The sequence below is a fragment of the Arenibacter latericius DSM 15913 genome, from assembly GCF_000424985.1.
GTDB classification, from domain to species: domain Bacteria; phylum Bacteroidota; class Bacteroidia; order Flavobacteriales; family Flavobacteriaceae; genus Arenibacter; species Arenibacter latericius.
This window is the reverse complement of record NZ_AUKX01000043.1, coordinates 14,504-34,365: the sequence shown is the minus strand read 5'-3', so window position 1 is coordinate 34,365 and position 19,862 is coordinate 14,504. Positions and strand designations below refer to the sequence as shown.

Below are 19,862 nucleotides of genomic sequence, written 5' to 3'. Positions count from 1 at the left end.
AGCCTTTTTTGATATTATGTTTTGTAATAAATCAAATATATACGAATAAATAGGAGGCAATAAATTATTACTTCTAAATAATGAAAACATCGACCAAGGGTCGATGTTTTGTCATTTTAGGAATAATAATTCAAAAATTATTGCTTACAATTTTAAAATATTGTCTTTGATAAAAAAGGTGAGCTGAAGCGTATTACCCTAATTGGAAATCTTTTTATTTTGTTCTACAAAGTGGCCTTTACTCCAATAGCATGCATGATAGTATCGAATAAACAACAACTTAATGCATTTAAATCAATGAATGCTGGTATCTTTTTATTTTGTGGGGTCAGGGAAATTAACATTTTTGAATGTTGGTGATTCAAAATTTGCAGTAAATATTCCGCCTTTATAACTGACTATTAATGATGTATTAGGTATATTTTCGAATATGCAGTCAGTAAAAGTTGTATTAGTCATATTCATATAGCTGAATATAGGAGAACCGGTAATATTTCTAAAAGTACAATCAACAAAAGTATTGTTCTTAGAAGTTGCTTTTGTTCCTACTACTGGTGAAGTAGCACCAATTATGTTTTGACCTTTGTTAACCTCTATATTAATGAACTTATTATTATGTCCACCAGCTAATTCATCCCTATCTCCGTCAGGCCCCACATAACCATCGTTAAAATCATGAAAGTTAAAGGCATAACGTGTATCCTCAATATAGATATCCTTAAACACATTATCATGAGCACCATTGATTATTCTGATACATGATGAAAATTGAAGTTTGTTGGTAGAGAAATTTCCATAAATATTAATGTTTTCAAAAGTATTTGAATGTACTCCCGAAAAATTAACTTCAATACCTGTATTATACGCTTTTGAGTTTCTTATGATATTGTTGGTTGCCATGTCTTTTAATACGTAACCATGTCCTTGATGTAGGTTAGCATCCTTATCTCGATATACAGTACAATTATCAATAATATTATTGCTTCCTCCATGAGTTATAGCAATATAATACCCACCAGGGTTGGCTATATTAACTGAATAAACTTGCGTGTGAGAAATTATACAATGGTTGGCACCTTTAATATTAATGCCTTCTCCATTAGAATTTAAAGAAAAACTATTCTTTATAGTGGTGTAATCTCCGTAAATGTGAAACCCTCTACCACCTTGAACAGAGTTATTTCTTTGTTCACCATTATTAGCTACAATTACGTTTTTTAAAACCGTATGTTTTCCTCTGGTATTAACACCTATTAGATAATCTGAGATTTGAAGGTTTTCGATTACTATATGACTTTGTCTAAGATCTAGCCCTGTACCCGATAAAAAGGATTTTCCTTTAATGAGTGGCATTTTACTAGAATCTATTTTATCACCATATTTAAACGATGATCCTTCATTGCTTACAAGATCCTTGGGCTTTGTAGTATATCCTATAAATTTTATAGGTTTATCGGCTGTTCCTGAATTAGATGCTGATAGGGTTAAGGCTCCGTAATTACCAGCTTTTATATAAATTATATCACCGGCTTGTGCTGTGGAAAAAGCATGTTGAATACTCCATCCATCTTCTTCTGTGGTTCCGGAATTAGAGTTTTTACCTTCGGTGGTAACATAATAAATATTAGCCTCAGTATCAGTTTCAGTAGGAGTGGGGGTTTTGTCTGCTTCAGCAACGTTCACTGTAATATTACCGGTTTCAGTTGAGACGGTCTTATCTGGTTTTGTAACGGTAGCTGAGTAATCAAAAGCGTCTGTACCGCTTTTGTTTTCATCCGGTGTATAGGTTATAGTGTTGTCGCTATTAACTATAGCGGTACCCATTTTTGGTGGGGTGACATGGGTTATAAGTATACTTTTAGGATCTTTAATAGATGCCTTGCTTAGAGGGTTTATTACTATAGGGCTGTTTAGTAATGTTACTACAACATCATTAGGAACTAGAGAATCTGTGTCATTCACGACATATTCTGCTAAGAGATCGGAATCCTTGTTACAGGAATAACCTAAGAGTATAACAAAACTAAATAGGACTAGTTTTGTAAGTAGGTGGGGGTGACGGGTCATAAGTAATTAAGATTTTGGGAAATTCTATAACGTTTAAATCGGTGCAATATTATCTGTTTTTTATAAATTATCTGATGAAATGCCAATTTTTTCGACGAAATGCACAAATTGACACTTAGAATGGTATATGGAGTTATATTGCTTCAACATTTAAGAGAATTGACAAAATAGATGATAAGAATTATTATAAAGATAGAATTAAACATTGCCTTTAACATACATAAGATTTGCAGATAGGTTTCCATAGCTTTTACATAATACCTAAGTGCGTTAGAGGATTCGTATAAATTAAAAGGTAGAAATACAATTTTTGATCCTTATATAATTAAGGTAGAGGTAATACACATTTTATTGCTAGGTTTTAGGAGTCACTTTATCCTTAACAAGCCTAGGAGTATAATATATAAGATATATGTCGTATACTTATTCTAAATATAAACTCTAAATTTCATGGCCTTTTTGGACAATTATAATAGTCTTCAATAACCAATGACACTACCACTTGTAAAGGCATCCTATTAAGCAGAAAATAGAATAATGTAATAATTAATAAATAGGTTGAAAAAGCTAGAAGGTGAAGAGTAAGACATCACCTTAATTAGGATTGGTAAAAATCAAAATTATAAGTCTGTAAACCTAAAAATAAAGGGCCAGATGCTTTTATTATGAAGTTTAATAGGGCAGAAGCTTTATTGATAAAATATTTAATAAGATTTCGGAATGTTCTAACAAGACTTGGCTTACAGGTAATTTTCCGCTATCAAAATCCCTATTAAAAAATAAAAATTTTCATATGCATATTTCAGTCGTGATATTGATACAAACTGAGTTTTTCGGTATTCCGCCTACTTATTTACCGGTAAAATTGGGCATGTATAAGGCAGAAATACCGAAAATCAGTACAATTTAATTAAATCTTAAACTTATTTGGGAGAGAATCCCACATTTAAATAAGTGGAGGAAAGAAATGATGATGAATTAAACCTACCTCCTTTATAAGTAACAATTAAATTCCTATTAGGAATATTTTGAAAAACACAGTTGCTAAATTTTGTGTTATTCATAGTCATATAGGTAAATATGGGAGAGCCCGTAATATTCTTAAACGTACAGTTAGTAAACGAGTTGTTATTAACAGTTGCTTTTGCTCCAACTACAGTTGACGTAGCACCTATAATGTTTTGAGCCTTATCAACTGTCAAATTTATGAATTTATTATTATGACCTCCAGCTTGTTGATCTCTATCTCCACCTGGTCCTACATAACCATCATTATAGTCTATAAAGTTTATGGCATACCTAGAATCGGTAATTTTGATATTCCTAAAGGTGTTATCATGTGCACCATTTGCAATTCTTATACATGAAGTATATTGATTCCTTTTAGTTGAAAAATTACCATAGATACTCATGTTTTCGAAAGTATTAGAATGAACACCTGAAAAGTTAACTTCTATACCAGTATTGTGAGCAACAGAATTTCGGATAATATTATTGGTAGCCAGATCTTTTAAAACATATCCATGTCCTTGATGTAAATCTGCGTTTATGTCTCTGTATACAACACAGTTTTCTATGATGTTCTCAGTGCCTCCGTGAGTTACTGCTATGTAATATCCGGTAGGGTTAAGTTGGTTTAATGAATATACACTGGTATATAGTACCTTAGAATTTTTACTTCCTTTAAGATTAATACCTTCTCCATTAGAATTTAGTGAAACACAATCTTCAATTACGTTATAGTCGCCATAAATTTGGAAACCTCTCCCACCTTGGATTCTATTATGATTTTGTTCTCCGTTGTTAGCTACAATAACATTTTTAAACAAAGCATTATGGCCTGTAGATAATACACCAATTTTATAATCGGTAATCTGAAAGTTAATGATATGAATATAGTTTCTCGCTCTTGTATCTAAGCCAATGCCTGAGGTTGTAGAGTAGCCTTTTATCATTGGCATTTCAAAAGGGTTTAACTTATCACCCTTTTTAAAAGTAGATCCTTGGTTGCTTGTTAGGTCTCCTGGGGTTCTAGTATAACCAATAAACTTAATAGGGTTACTCGCGGTTCCATTTCCATTCACTCTTAAATTTAGAGAACCATAATTCCCTGCCTTAACGTAAACAACATCTCCAGCTTTCGCTACTTTAAATGCATGCTCTAAGCTCCAGGCGTTGCTTTCGGATAATCCGTTGTTAGTAGCTTTTCCATTTACGGTTACATAGTACCCTTTGACAACAGGCGCAGCTGGTTTACTTGCTTCAGGTGCAGTAGTTGATGAGCTGCTATAAGTAACGGTTAATTTTGGAGATGAAGATGTAGTTCTAGAGGATAATGCTAAGTCGTTCCCATTTTTATGTTTAAGAATAAGGGATGTTTTTTTAGTGTCAATCGACTCTACTTTTAGAGAGATCTTTTCTTTGCTTCCTAAAGGATAGGATTTATTAATGCTCCCTAAAAAAACATCAGGATTAGGCTTATTTTGACTGGTAAGATTAGATTCTGTCCAATCTGTTGTATTACCCAGATAGACTTCGATAGTACCATAACCTGGGTCCGAACTAATAGTAAATTCCAAGTTGGCCGAGGTGATTTCTCCTTCAATTTTACTAAGATCGAACATTAGGTAGCCAGTGCGGTTATTTTCTTCTAGACGAATTATAGAAGAGTTATACCTACTACTGCCTTGCAAATAAACGTCTTGTATTGGAGTTAATGTGGTGGTTTGGGAGGTCTTTGCTTGATATTGTATAGCTTGTAGACTGTCCGTTTCATCTAGTAAGTCATTGCTACAAGAAAAAAATAGGAAAAGGAAAATACAGCTTAATGCAGCTCTTAAGGGGTGATTTTGAAATTTCATAGTAAGGCAATTTGAAGTAAAAAATAGTTAACGAATATATTATGAATTTGAATTGTTCTGTTTTAGTTATAACTAGGATCTACATAAGTGGATCGTTTTAAGGACTTAAAACCATAGAAGTCACTCTGGAAAATATATTTCCGCATACAAGTTTAATGTTGGTAGGGGATTATTATAATTTGGGTTGCAATGATATTTTAAAATCCAGTTACATCGATTAAATATGGTTTTGTTTCGATGAAATACCCTAAACTTTAGGTTTTGTTGTTTTTATTTAATAATTCAATAACAAGAAAAATCTTATACAGTAATATTTATCTTGTTTATATGTAGGTTTTTACTTAATTTTTTGTTATCCCTGGAACTTAAAAATAGTAGAAGCTTCATCAATAGTGAGCTTTATTACCATTTAGCAAAGGGTTAAGAAAGTTCTTCAGGAATCAATAAGAAGAAGACGCAGAAATGTTGTTGTATAGAATAGATGAGGAGAAGTCTGATTATTTTTTGATAAGATTAAGGAAAACAATTTTAAGATTACATGGCTATTAGTTTTGCCTTTTTTAAGAATAGAAACGCAAGGTAAATCCCCCGTAATTAATTGGATTTGCATTATTAGGGTTTAATATTAGCTAGGGAGGTTCTTTAAATTTGATTTTAGTTTGGGGTATTATCCTCTGCAACTGTTTTTAACAAGTCGTTGTATAGATCAAAGTACTCTTTATATTTTAAATTTTTATCAAACACTTTTTGTGCCCTTTGAATACAAGCATCGCTATAGTGTTCTTTGGTTAAATCCTTAATATGCCTTATTGCATTTAATAAGCCCTTAATATTTCCTTGCTCAACAACAATACCAGTTTCATCAGATATTGTTTCTGGACTTCCTCCTGTTTGGTAAGTTATAACTGGCGTTCCGCAAGAAAGGGATTCAATATTGACCAAGCCAAAACTATCCTGATAAGTGGGGTTGACAAAAACATCTGCTGCACAATAAAAATCACAAAGCTCACTCACACTTTCTGTTTGTTTGATTCCCAAAATATTATCAGGCAAACTTTTTATTTGATTATTATTTAAGCCTATTAAAACAATTATTTCGTCCTTATTGGTGTAATTGCTGAGTTTAATAAAATCATTTAATCCTTTCCCATTACCCCATATATTAGCTACCCCAAGAATAATAAATTTATCTTGAAGGTTATAGAGGTCAATAACTGATTTACTTTTAATATTATTAAATATCTTGGTGTCGACTCCGTTGTGTATGGTTTTTATGTTCTTTTTATTCAGAAATGATTTTTCCACTAAATTTTGTAGCCAATATGAGACAGGAACTATAGTTAAATTTTTCACCGAATTAAATAATTCCTTTTTCATTAGATAATTTATATTAGAATTATCATATAACAAGGATTTAGGATACGATTTTTTTTGTGGACATTTAGTACATAATACCTGCCATTTAAGACATTGAATATTTTCGAAATGAACACAGTGCCCTGTAAAAGACCAGCAGTCATGTAATGTCCAAATTACAGGGGTGGTTTTTGTAGACAGATAGTTAAATAGAACCTGTAAATTTATGTAGTAGCCATGAAGGTTATGAAGGTGGATGATGTCAGGATTTATAGTCTCAATTTTTTGAATTAAGTTTTGAGTTGCAGATTTAGAGCCAAAGCCATGTTTATCAAAAAGCCTTGTTAGCAATACATGATTATAATTACTACATTTTGAGCCAAATCTAATTAGTTTAGAATTACTTTTATTACCATATCTACCATATGCTATATAGCTTTCCCAACCCATGGACATAACATATTCACCAATATCTTCAGCTATTCTCCCTGTAGATCCTGTATTTACCACCGAATTAATTTGTAGTAATTTTATCATTTATGTTGGCTTTATAAAAATGGCTGTTTATCCTCTATTATATTTTCAATTACTTTTACTTGATAATTAGGATTGTAATAATTATCAATAATATTATAGCAGTTACTTCTTATTTCATCTCTAGTCAGTTTGTTATAGAATAACCAATTTATAAGTTGTGAAACCATGGAGGATATATCATTTTCTGAAAAGAAACACCCATTTTTCCCTTCTATTATTGCTTCCACTTCAGGCATTTGATTTATAAAATTGTTATGAGTTAAAACAGGGGTGCCATAGCTCATACTATGAATACCCGTTAGACCTACATTTCCGGGACTAACACATAAATCAGCTGTAGATATTAAACTTGATAAAATTTTCTCAGAATAACAGGGACCGTAAAAATGACATTGATTATCAATGCCGTACTCTTTCGCTAATCCTATTAATTTTTTCCGTTGACCACCTTCCCCAATTATTAATAAATTTACCAAGTATTTTTGAATATTTAATTGGTTAACGGCCTCTATCAAATAATTTAATTTTTTAACTTCTGTTAGTCTTCCAATAAAAATTATTGTTGGTAGTTCTGGGGTAGGAAAAAATGGGTAAATTTCAGTTTTTGAAAACTTCTCGGCTGCCTTTCGATACATTAGATTTGCCTCATAATTAAGGGAGTTGAAGATGACGTGTAACTTACATTCTTTAAATCCATTTATTACCATTTGTCGTTTACCTCTTCTCTCATACAGCAAATGTTCATGTGCTAGTTTGTAAAACAATATTCTAATCCATTTTTTTATTTTAGGTTCATTACCATATATACCATGACTCCAAAATATCACTTTCACTCCTTTTAATCTTAAGATTATGGCAATAATCCAATTTGAAATAATCCATGAATCTCCAAGAATTATAGCAGTATCTACTTGTGATGTTAAACACTTTTTTATTATGCCTTTTTGCCAAATAATTATTTTATCTTTAAAATAAACGTTTGTTAATTTATGGATTTGGCTCTGACGAAATTTGATGTTTTTATCATTAAAATTTATTTCTTTAATTCCAAACACCAAGTCTTTTCCGAAAAAAAAATTAAAATTATATTTTCTATTGTTCAATAACTTTTCCCATAATGAAGACCTATAATGTGAAGCTATATTTGTAATAATATAAATATTTTTCATTAATGAGATTTAAGGTTAAAGCTTAATAAGGTTATTGATTACTATATGAGCTATATGCCATACCTAAAGGTAAGAATACTAAAGTGGCTGTGGCGAAGCTACCTGAAAAAAAATGTTGTGTGAATCCCTGAATTAGAATTAGAACTAAAAACATATTTTCCTTATTTTCTTTTACTCTTCTGAATCCAATTATAAATCCTTTGAATATTATAGGGAGTATAATTAGAGATCCAATTATTCCAGTGGCCATAAGGATTTCTATTATTAAATTGTGTGGATAGATACCTCCAATCTCAATTCTACCCCCAAAAATGGGAGATTCTAAAAAATGTGATAAGGCATTTGTCCACAAGTAGTCTCTACCACCGCCACCATCTTTCGAGGTATTGGATACTCTGTCAAATATGTTACTACCACTTGCAGTGATTGCCCATATTATAAATGGAGTTAAAATAACCGAGATTAAAATTAATTTTAATTTAGTAGCACTTGGAGAATGAGCTATAAATAAAGGTAAGGTAAAGGCTAATGCTACTATCGAACCTCTTGACGAACCTAATAAAAATAGAGCAAAAGACAAACCAATTGTTATTATTAAAAATATTTTTTCAGCCTTCTTTAGATTCCCTACTATGACTAATTTATAAATGCATAATACAATGGTTAGTGCACCAGAATAGGATAAAGAAAGAGGATTAAGTACAGCTTCCCCAGTTTGATAAGTTATAAGGTTAATTCGTCCAATTCCTGAAGTTAGTAAAGAACCATATAAATAAACTCCTATTACTCCTAGAACAAATCCAGAAATGATAAACCCATTAACAATTGCTTTCCGAAACTTATCCAAAGATAAAAATGTGAATGTTATAAAAGGAAATATTACAAAAGACAATGAGTAGAAAATATATTCTGGCCAAGTCCTTCCAAGAGTAAAGTCTAAATCTATATTTTCAGTGTAGAGAATTTTTATAAAATAATAGCACCAAAATATAATAAATAGTGGGATAATCTTAGAGTATTTGTTAAATTTAATATTGTCAATATTATTTTTAATCAAATAGATCATCGCAAATAAAAGAAATAGTCTTAATGGTATAGAATAAAACCTCGACATTCCACCTAAACCTAGGGAGAACAATATTGCTAGTCCAGCATAATAACCGCTATAGGAGAAAAAGGAAATTATGAAAACAAGCTTCTTCATGATATTTTGGTTTTATTTTTAAGTTTTAATTCATAAACAAGCCCCATTAATAGTAAGAACAGAATATTAGCCCATAGCGCACTTTTAGCCAAGGATAATGCGCCGTTAACTCCATTGTTTTCTTTTAATAAAGTATATGTAATTATGAATATTAAACCGTCCCTAATAATTCTGAAAAATAACATAAGCCAGTTTTTGTTTTCTGACATATAAGCTTGAGCGTAAACATTACTCATACTCGTAAAAATAGTTGTGAAAACGGCTATATTAATAACATCTCTTAAACCAGAAAAGTTATTTCCATAAGTAGCAGCAATATAATCGGAGAGAAAGAATATTGTTAATGAGAGAAGTAAAGTTACGCCAAAATTAAACAATAGTATTAATCTTAATATTCTCAGACGAGCCTTATTATTATTTAAATTTGCCGAGAGATGGGATAAAATTACGTTTCTTAAGATTCCGGGTATATATAATATTAAAGCACTCCAATAAACAGCAGCAGAACTTAACCCTACTTCTCCATACGTAGATAATTGGACTAATAATAATCCGGTTGCATAGGTGATAATAGAGTAAAATGCTTCCTGTAATGCAATTGGGGTGGAAAATTGTAGAATTTCCTTTAAAGGTATTTTATTAGTTGGATGCGTTGGCACGGATGGAGTGGATCTAGATATATAGTATCTTAGAAGGGCAAAATATAGTGCTTTTATTAAAATTAATGCAATTAGGGCTCCATTAAGCTTGTAAAAATATGTTAGTATTATCCCAAAAATAAATGTGGCAAATCCGATTACAGTATTAACTTTTGCCAATTCCTTAAATTTACCGAAGCCCGCTAGAATACCTTCTTGGGTTCTGCAAACAGATCCTATGAGTATGCTAATAGCTACTAATCTCAGGGGAAAAGATAATTTTGGAGAATTAAGTAGGCTAACGGCAACATAATCTGCTGAAAAAAACAATGTAATTGTCGATATTCCGCTGAAAATCAGAGTTAAATTCTGGCAGGCTTTTATAATCTTAGTAAGTAATTCTGGTTTAGCTATTTGATGTTCTGCAATATATTTTGTGGAAGTATAGTTTAGACCAAAGTTTGAAAAAATTAATATAGTACCTATTGTACTTGTAATGATTCCAAACTCACCATATACATCCTTGCCTAAAATTCTAGCTATGATTATGGCAGATAATAATGACAGTCCCTTCCCAATAACATTCCCGAAAATTGCCCAAAAAGAATCATTTACTAGTTTACTTCTTATTAGACGTACTTTTAATTCTTGAATGCTCAACATAAGTGCTGATATTTTTTAATTTTTATTTAGGTATATATAAAGTAAGATGTTATTATTAGAAAAGGTATAACATATAGGGGAAGAAAAGTTGAAAAGCATCTTTTTCTCGATTAAATCCTTCTCTAGAGGTTGTCCTTACTCTGTTTATAAAAAGTTGGCGATATCACTTCTAGATTAATATAATATATAAATTATTTTTTATAGATGTAAAGGTTATGTAATCTAGAAGGGTTTAAAAGAAGATTAATATTGATTTTTGCTTGTTAGGATCAATTTGATATCATAATTTAAAATCCAACTATTTATTAGTTGAAGAATATATGCCCATTTCTTATTGGAGATGTCGACAATAAGGTAATGTAAATTAAAAAAGGTGTTGGATGTATTACCTCTTGAATAAGCTATCTTAAAACGGAATAATGATTTGGCAAGATATTAGAGAATTAGAAAGCTATAAATGGTATTACTTGGAGGAAAATATAAAAAAATAATACCGGGAAAGGATCATAATTTTTGGAGAGTAACTAAATAATTAAGGTTAAGAAAATATAAAATGTAAAAGGCCGTCTAATTATCTTTAGACGACCTTTATTTTTACAAATTTAACTAAGAATGTTCTATGTTTTCTATTGGCAATCTATCATTTGGTACTTGCTATCTGGTAGTTTTATAAAACCAGATGATCCATTATTGTTTTTACCTATCGAAATCATTCCAGTGTAACCCGTAGCATTATTAATGTTATAACCGTATATACTACTTTTGGAATTAAAGGTATTATTACAAATTTCTACATCACCAACTCTTGTTGTGAATGCTACACTAGCATTGATAAAGTTGGAGTTTTTAACAATAATACCATCTTGACGATTAATTACTAAGCGCCCATCATATCCTAAGGAGTTGTCAAAGGTACATCCATCGAAAATAGTTCCATGGGCATCTTCAGAATTTATAAAGTTCCCCATTGCAACCATCCCAGAAGATGGGACAGAACTTATTAGCCTTGGATTAGATTTACTAGGACTTATAAAAGTCACGTTTTTAAAGGTAACACCACCGCCAGTACCCTTAACAATCCTACGGCTAAAGTTCTTCATAACCGTGTTGTTAAAGATAAGTCTTGAGTTGTAAATGTTGCTAACAAGTTGCTCATGTTGGAATATATCTCCATCATCTCCCCATGCACCATCCCAAACACCACCGTTAAAGGTAACTGTAGGACTAGACCCACTATGCTTCCATCTAAATATCAAACATCTAGAAGGTCCAGGAGTATCTCCTATTACGCCATTGCTTTTACTTTCAACATCATAGCAATCACAATCGTTAAAGGTAGAATCACCTTGACTGTTGGGGATATCGGTCACCTCGTACCTGAATGCCCATGTTGTTTGTGTAGTGGAGTATAAATACTTAACATCAACGTTGTCAAAATCTGACACGGTTTTTATAAAAATACCGGCAGCCAATTTTTTAGCACCGTCAATGGTTAAGTCACTCATAGTTGTTCTCCCTGATGGCTTTTTTATTTCAATAGCTTGATAAAGTGTTGAAGTAACTGTTATAGTAGATCCGTTCCAATCTATGTTTTGGTCTCCTGATTTGTCTATATCTAGCCTGCCTGTTATTCTAAAAACAGCACCTTGATCCGCTACTAAAGACTCTTCTGAATCCAAAGCTGCTTGTAAGGCTTTGGTGTCATCTGCTTTACCGTCACCTATAGCGCCATATTTGCTGAAATTTACTCGATTTGAATCATCAACTTCTGGAGTTTTATCTTCCTCTGTAATATTTTCGGAGGCAGAATTTATATATGTAACCGTTAGCTTAGGGGCTGATGAGGTCTTGCTGGAGGCAAAAGCCAAATCGTTTCCATTTTTGTGGAAGAGAATAAGTGTTGTTTTGTCAGCACTAAACGACTCTGCTTTTAGGGATATTTTTTCTGTACTCCCTAATTTGTACGTTTTGTTAATACTACCTAAAAAAGTGGTAGGGTTTGGCTTGTTGTTGGAGGAAAGGTTGGTTTCCGTCCAATTTGAACCATTTCCAAGATGTGCCTCTATGGTACCATAACCAGGATCAGAACTTATAGTAAACTCTAGGTTAGCTGAGGTGATTTCTCCTTCAATTTTACTTAGGTCGAACATTAGGTAACCTGTACGCTTTGATTCTTCTAAACGTATAATTGAGGTGTTGTAGCTTCTGCTACCTTGTAAAAAAGCATCATTTATAGGTGTTAGAGTTACCGTCTGCGATGTTTTGGCCTGATACTCAATTGCGTTTAGATCTTCGGTTTCATCTACTAGATCATTACTACAGGAAAAAAATAAGAAAAGAACGATACAGCTTAAGGCTGCATTAAAGGGGGAGGGGAAATTAAATTTCATAGTAAGAAAAATTGTTGAATTGATTAATTAATAATTGAATTTGCACTCTATTTTATTGTGTTTATTTCTCAAGAATAAAAGCAGTTATAAGCAACTATTTTACCCTTAAGAAAATCATGACTAAAACATTGAAAATTGATATTCATTAGTAGTAAATAATTTGCTCTTCAGGGTTGTTTTATTTTCGAGGTGCAATGATATTTTAAAAAATCATAACATCGACGAAATGCACACTTCATTCGATGAACGACACGAAAGTTTAAGGTTTTTCAGTATTTTTTGGCAATATTATAACAAGAAACTTCTTTCTTTGTGTCTTTTACTTGTTTGATTTGTAGGTGTTTACGTGTTATGTTTGTTTTGTGTTTACGTAAAGTTTTTGAAAAGTGAGTTGTGGAGGCTTTTATTAGCTGTTTATTTTTACTTTTTCACATTAAAAATTGAAAAATAAACGGTGATCTTTTAGAAAAGGGAAGGTCTAAATTTTAAATAAATTAAAATATTTAGGCCTAGTATTAACCCCATCTTTAGGATAAAACTTATTTGACATTCACCCATTAAAGAAGATAACTCAGAGTATTCTAAGCGAATAAATTTTAAAAATAAAAAGATTGTATGCTTATCAAACATTCGAATTATTCGTAATTGCAAATCATATTTGCGATCAAAAAAGTTGATATGGAAACAGTTAACTTAGAAGTCTGTCGCAAGATGGGTTTCAGGGAGAGTAGATCTTATAATTAGAAATCAGGAGGCCTAGGTGTTTCGGATCTTTGAAGATTTACGAATTTGGAGGGGGAGAATTTGCAACTTAATAAATTGTTTGCAGGTCTAAGCATTGATTAGCAAATTCTAAAAGATGTACTTAAACTAAGTTTTTATATCAACCATAAAAACCTGCATCATCGATAATATTAGGATAGGTTAAAACATTTCTATTTAGTATTGCTGCATGCTTTATGAGTTGTAGAAGATCATTTTTTTGTTATTACGTGAAAGGGAACAACAATAAATCGCCGCCAAAATGAGACGATATGAATTTTGACGATTAATTATTTTTCTAAGAAGGAGAACTTTATGAATAACCATAAGTGGATTTATTGAGTCTTTTCCGAGGAATAGTTGTACTTCAAGGGCAAATGTCTATAAGTGAATTGTTCTGCTCTATAAATACAACCTGCCGACGGGAACAGTTCTGGTTTGGCCAATGGTATGGTGTAGATCTTTTTTTGCAACTAAAATATACATGCAATAGTTTTAATCTTAAGTATTTAGCCGTATTTGTATACGTTTGTCTGTCCATATGGAGACATCTCTTATGGCAAGAGATGTCTTTTAGTTCATATAAGCGGCTATTTTCTAGAAGGACTAGCTAAGAAAGTGTATTAAAGTCGAAAACAGAAGTGAGGTGATCAGCATAATATTATACAAATGGGCCTAAAAAAATAGTACTAAGCTTATCTTATCAGGACCAGGAAAACCTACCGACAACCCTTTTAAATAAATATTCTGGCGTCTCTTAGGGACGGAACCTTGAATTCAATTGGTTCTTTTCCTTGGCTGATACGTAATAAAAGATCGATGTTTGGAGGGTGGACTATAACTACTTTAAACTGCATAGTTCCCTTGTAATTATAACTCCAGAAGAATACATAGAAATGAATCCAAGTAGCTAAAATTCTTAAGTTATGACTGGTGCCTACAGAATGGGGATGCTCACATTAGTAAAGTTATGAAAATTAAAAGGTCGTCTAATTTTTTTAGACGACCTTTTTGTTCTTAACAAATTTTGTAAAGGATGTACTATGATTCTTATTGGCAGTCTGTCATTTTGTACTTGCCATCTGGTAGTCTTATAAAACCAGTTGATCCATTATTGTTATTGCCTATCGAAATCATTCCAGTGTATCCTGTGGCATCATTAATGTTATAACCATATATGCTGCTTTTGGAATCAAAGGTATTATTACAAATTTCTACATCACCAACTCTTGTTGTGAAAGCTACACTTGCATTGATAAAGTTGGAGTTTTTAACAATAATACCATCTTGACGGTTGATTACTAAGCGCCCATCATATCCTAAGGTGTTGTCAAAGGTACATCCATCAAAAATAGTTCCATGAGCATCTTCAGAATTTATAAAGTTCCCCATTGCAACCATTCCAGAAGAAGGAACAGTGCTTACTAACCTTGGATTTGATTTACTAGGACTAATAAATGTCACGTTTTTAAAGGTAACACCTCCTCCAGTACCCTTAACAATCCTACGGCTAAAGTTCTTCATAACCGTGTTGTTAAAGATAAGTCTTGAGTTGTAAATGTTGCTAACAAGTTGCTCATGTTGGAATATATCTCCATCATCTCCCCACGCACCATCCCAAACACCACCGTTAAAGGTAACTGTAGGACTAGATCCACTATGTTTCCATCTAAATATCAAACATCTAGAAGGTCCAGGAATATCTCCTATTACTCCGTTACTTTTGCTTTCAACATCATAGCAATCACAATCGTTAAAGGTAGAATCACCTTGACTGTTGGGTATATCGGTCACCTCGTATCTGAATGCCCATGTTGTTTGTGTAGTGGAGTATAAATACTTAACATCAACGTTGTCAAAATCTGACACGGTTTTTATAAAAATACCGGCAGCTAATTTTTTTGCACCGTCAATGGTTAAGTCACTCATAGTTGTTCTCCCTGAAGGCTTTTTTATTTCAATAGCTTGATAAAGAGTTGAAGTAACGGTTATAGTAGATCCGTTCCAATCTATGTTTTGGTCCCCTGATTTGTCTATATCTAATCTGGCTGTTATTCTAAAAACAGCTCCTTCATCTGCTACTAAAGACTCTTCTGCATCCAATGCGGCTTGTATAGCTTTGGTGTCATCTGTATTACCGTCACCTACAGCGCCATATTTGCTGAAATTCACCCGATTTGGATCATCAACTTCTGGAGTTTTGTCTTCCACTACATCTTCCTCCTCCTCTTCTTCAATATTTACAGTAACATTTCCAGTGGCAGTAGTAACTGAGTTATCGGGGTTAGTAACGGAAGCAGTATAATCAAATTTATCTGTTCCGCTCTTATCCTCGTCAGGGGTGTAGGTAATGGTATTGTCATTATTAACTATGGCAGTACCTAATGTTGGTGGGGTAACTTCGGTGATGATAACGTTTTCTGGTTTTTCAACGGTATCTTTACCTAATGGATCAATTATAATAGGACTGTTAGGTAAAGTCGCTACTATATCGTTCGGTAATAGGGCTTCTGGATTTTCTACTACATAATCCGTTAAGATATCGGAATCCTTATTGCAGGAGAAAGTAGACCATAAGACAAGACTAACAAGGGTTAGTTTAATGAGATTTGAGGGGCTAAAAGTCATAAGTAGTTAAGATTGTGGGTAATACTCAAACGTTTTAATCGGCCTAATATTATATAATTATTTGTTAGCAATGTTTTTATTGAAGTTTATTCCATAAAATACATCTTATAACCTAAACAATATTACTCGCAGATTTGTAAAGTATTACATTTTAATACTATTGTTAAATGAATTATTATTTGTTTTTGAGTCAATTCAATTTTTAAACCGGTTAATGAACGAACACAAACTTTATACGCAGGGAATTACAAGGTAGATGTTTACACTTGCTGTTTTAACTTTAATTTAAGAGTTTTATCGACGAAATGCACGGATATTTGTTCATCTACCTAAAAATAAACGTCTAATACGCTTTTTAATTCGTATCTATATTCAGGAATTATGTATATGGTTTTGGTAACTTAAGAGATTGTAATAATAGTTACCTTTCACATCAGATAGGGTACACGTATGATTTATATAGACGGTTCTCTTGTTACTCTTTTTATTCAAAAGTCTTCTTGACTTAAGATTACCCTCACTCTCTTTCTAATAATTTATGCTCTTTCAGAGGTAAGGTTGGTAGATCAATACAAATCTAGCTTGATATCTTAATCAAAAGAATAATAAAAACTTCAATCCTATTTATCCGTGGCGATGTTAACAGCAATCAGTTGTAATGTGATTAGTAGGTGCAGAAATTGAAAAAAATAATGGTGTAGTGGACCTCAAAGGTCAACGAGGTTTTCAGTGATGGATTCAAATTTTTCAGTATTCTTTATGTTGTAATTGTGATCACATAAAGATTAGCAATTAGCATAGAACTTTTGATACTTCTTTGTATGGAACTCCACCTTCCTTTATATCTTATAATACGACTTATACCATTCAACAAAAGATTTTACTCCATCAGAAATGTTGGTAGTAGGGGAGTATCCGTAATCCTGAATTAATTGATTAATATTAGCCCAAGTTTTTTGTACATCTCCTGGCTGCATAGGCAGCATTTCCATAATAGCCTTCTTACCTAAGTGTTTTTCTATTTCCATTATGAAATCTAGAAGCTTCTCAGACTTGTTATTTCCTATATTATATATTTTATAATATTCGTTTTTCTTGATGCGTTTCTCTTCCTTTTGCTCTATTACCTTAATTACCCCTTCGGTTATGTCGTCAATATAGGTGAAATCCCTTTGCATATCACCTTTATTAAATACCTTAATAGGCTGCTTTTTGGAAATGGCATCAGTAAATAGGAAAAGTGCCATATCTGGTCTTCCCCATGGTCCATATACGGTGAAAAACCGAAGTCCAGTAGAGGGAATTTTATACAGATGGCTATAGCTATGTGCCATTAGTTCATTACTCTTTTTTGTTGCAGCATATAAACTAATAGGTTGGTCTACCTGATCCTCTTCTTGGAAAGGTACTTTTTTGTTTAAACCATAAACACTGGAACTACTAGCATAAACCAAGTGTTGAATAGCGTGGTTCCTACAGCATTCTAAAATGTTGGCAAACCCTACTAGGTTAGAATCTATGTAGGCGCTAGGGTTTTCTAAACTGTAGCGGACCCCTGCCTGTGCCGCCAAATGACAAACCTTATCAAATTTTTGAGTTTCAAAAACAGAGGAAAGATTTTCTTTTTCTTCTATTCCTAAACGTATAAACTTAAATTGTTCCCCGTAAATACTACTTTGGCTAATATTGTTGTGCGCAGATGCTTGTTCTTTGTTAATGCCTAGTTCGTGCAGGCGGGCAAATTTAAGGGAGGGGTCGTAGTACAAGTTGATATTGTCTATACCAACCACTTCATGTCCTCTTTTTAATAAAGATTGCGATACATGAAACCCTATAAATCCTGCACTTCCAGTAACCAGTATTTTCAAAAGATGAAATTTTTAACAAAAGTCGGAAAATTTTCAAACAGAAGCATAACCTTTCCCTAAATTAATTCTTATTAGAAGGGAAGGGCTCTATGCCGTCAGCATCTAGAAAATCTGGTATATGTTTTAATTGGGGAATCTTAAGATTCCCCAATTTTATAATATTTAAAGCCCATTTCGGTAAGCTTCTCCTTGTTTAATAGTCTTCTCCCATCAAAAATAAAGGCGGGTTTCAACATGTTTTCATGGATTAGAGACCAATCATAAGTTTTAAACTCGTCCCACTCCGTTAAAATAGCAATGGCATGCGCATCTTTTGTTATAGAAATAGGGTCGTTACTAACTTTAAGCAACCTTCTATTATCTTCTGGGGACCTAGTATTTAAATAATCTAGATCGGCATAGATTTGTTCTTTAGAGACTTTGGGATCGTAAACGGTAATTTCTGCTCTCTCGTCTAATAATGCGTCTGCAACATAAATAGCAGCGGATTCCCGGGTATCATTTGTATCTTTTTTAAAAGCCCATCCATAAAAGATGATTTTTTTCCCGGATACAGTGTTGTATAATGAAGAGATAATGGTATTGGCAAACCGCTTTTTTTGATAGTCGTTCATTATAATTACCTGCTCCCAATAATCTGCCACTTCTTGCAGACCATAACTTCTAGCGATATAAACTAGGTTTAAGATATCCTTTTGGAAACAACTACCACCAAATCCTACTGAAGATTTAAGGAATTTTGGTCCTATTCTGCTATCGTATCCAATGGCGCGAGAAACTTCAGCTATATTAGCGTCTGTTTTTTCACAAAGTGCAGAAATAGAATTAATAGAGGATACCCGTTGGGCTAAGAAGGCATTAGCTACTAGCTTAGAGAGTTCTGAAGACCAGACGTTGGTCTGAAGAATACGATCTTTGGGAATCCATTTTTCATAAATTGCGCTTAGGATATTTTTTGCTTCTTTTCCAGAAGGTGTCTCATCACCTCCTATAAGTACTCTATCGGCATTTAATAAATCTTCAATGGCCGTTCCTTCCGCCAAGAATTCAGGATTAGATAGAATTTCAAATTCAACTCCATTTCCGGTGTTTTCCAATATACTTTTTATAGCACTTGCGGTTCGTACGGGAAGAGTAGACTTTTCTACTACAATTTTATCGTCTTTTGCTACGCGTGCAATATTCCGCGCGCATAGTTCAATGAACTTTAGATCTGCAGCCTGCCCTTTACCTTTTCCATAGGTTTTAGTAGGTGTATTCACGGAGATAAAGATCATTTCGGCTTCATCAATGGCCTTATCTACCTCAGTAGAGAAGAATAGGTTTTTTCCTCTTGTAGCACCTACAATCTCTGCCAATCCAGGTTCGTAGATTGGTAAGTTGTCTAAATTAGAATCGTTCCATTGCGCTATTCTTGCTTCGTTTATATCTACAACCGTTACCTGGATATCAGGACATTGTTTGGCAATTACGGACATCGTAGGACCGCCTACATACCCAGCGCCAATACAACAGATTTTGGTGATTTTTCTCATTTTCTTTACCTATATGTTTCCCACAAAGATTGTAAATTAATTTAAATTACTTGGGAATTTAAGGACATCTAGTGTATATTTATAGGTGAAGTGCTCAATTTTTTAGATAAAGATTATAAAACTTAATGGGAGGAGTATTTAATCGATAATATTCAATCTTAAACGAAAGATTCTAGCATAATTC

The 19,862-nt window shown here is 32.7% G+C and carries 10 protein-coding genes; all 10 read right to left on the bottom strand.

Features of this window, described 5'->3' with window-relative positions; translation table 11 throughout:
- Nucleotides 1–315 precede the first annotated feature (315 nt).
- The 10 genes from H344_RS0113235 to H344_RS0113185 all read right to left on the bottom strand — a co-directional run bounded on the left by H344_RS0113235 (nucleotide 316) and on the right by H344_RS0113185 (nucleotide 19,678).
- On the bottom strand, nucleotides 316–2,067 hold the full coding sequence (locus tag H344_RS0113235; RefSeq protein ID WP_026810766.1) for an Ig-like domain-containing protein: 1,752 nt from the start codon (nucleotides 2,065–2,067) through the stop codon (nucleotides 316–318).
- A 923-nt stretch (nucleotides 2,068–2,990) separates the two neighbouring features.
- Nucleotides 2,991–4,928, bottom strand: coding sequence for a CBM96 family carbohydrate-binding protein (locus H344_RS0113230; RefSeq protein WP_026810765.1), 1,938 nt, complete (start codon nucleotides 4,926–4,928; stop codon nucleotides 2,991–2,993).
- Between the two features lie 654 nt (nucleotides 4,929–5,582).
- Complete coding sequence (locus tag H344_RS0113225; protein WP_026810764.1) at nucleotides 5,583–6,821, bottom strand: glycosyltransferase; 1,239 nt, start codon at nucleotides 6,819–6,821, stop codon at nucleotides 5,583–5,585.
- A gap of 11 nt (nucleotides 6,822–6,832) precedes the next feature.
- Nucleotides 6,833–7,990 (bottom strand): glycosyltransferase, encoded by a 1,158-nt coding sequence (locus tag H344_RS0113220; protein WP_026810763.1) that lies wholly within the window; start codon nucleotides 7,988–7,990, stop codon nucleotides 6,833–6,835.
- Nucleotides 7,991–8,021: 31 nt separating this feature from the next.
- Nucleotides 8,022–9,194 carry an O-antigen ligase family protein gene (locus H344_RS0113215; protein WP_026810762.1) on the bottom strand — a complete coding sequence of 391 codons (1,173 nt, stop codon included), beginning with the start codon at nucleotides 9,192–9,194 and terminating at the stop codon, nucleotides 8,022–8,024.
- Nucleotides 9,191–10,495, bottom strand: a complete 1,305-nt coding sequence (locus H344_RS0113210; protein ID WP_026810761.1) for an oligosaccharide flippase family protein — start codon at nucleotides 10,493–10,495, stop codon at nucleotides 9,191–9,193. Before H344_RS0113210 ends, H344_RS0113215 begins: the two co-directional genes overlap by 4 nt.
- 626 nt (nucleotides 10,496–11,121) lie before the next feature.
- Complete coding sequence (locus tag H344_RS0113205; protein WP_026810760.1) at nucleotides 11,122–12,885, bottom strand: CBM96 family carbohydrate-binding protein; 1,764 nt, start codon at nucleotides 12,883–12,885, stop codon at nucleotides 11,122–11,124.
- A gap of 1,812 nt (nucleotides 12,886–14,697) precedes the next feature.
- Nucleotides 14,698–16,275: an Ig-like domain-containing protein gene (locus tag H344_RS0113195; RefSeq protein ID WP_026810759.1), complete on the bottom strand. Its 1,578-nt coding sequence runs from the start codon at nucleotides 16,273–16,275 to the stop codon at nucleotides 14,698–14,700.
- Nucleotides 16,276–17,114: 839 nt separating this feature from the next.
- Entirely contained in the window at nucleotides 17,115–18,143 is a 1,029-nt protein-coding gene (locus H344_RS0113190) for an NAD-dependent epimerase (RefSeq protein WP_026810758.1), read from the bottom strand.
- Nucleotides 18,144–18,280: 137 nt separating this feature from the next.
- A complete protein-coding gene (locus H344_RS0113185; RefSeq protein ID WP_026810757.1) occupies nucleotides 18,281–19,678 on the bottom strand; it encodes a nucleotide sugar dehydrogenase in 1,398 nt (465 codons plus the stop codon).
- Nucleotides 19,679–19,862: the final 184 nt, after the last annotated feature.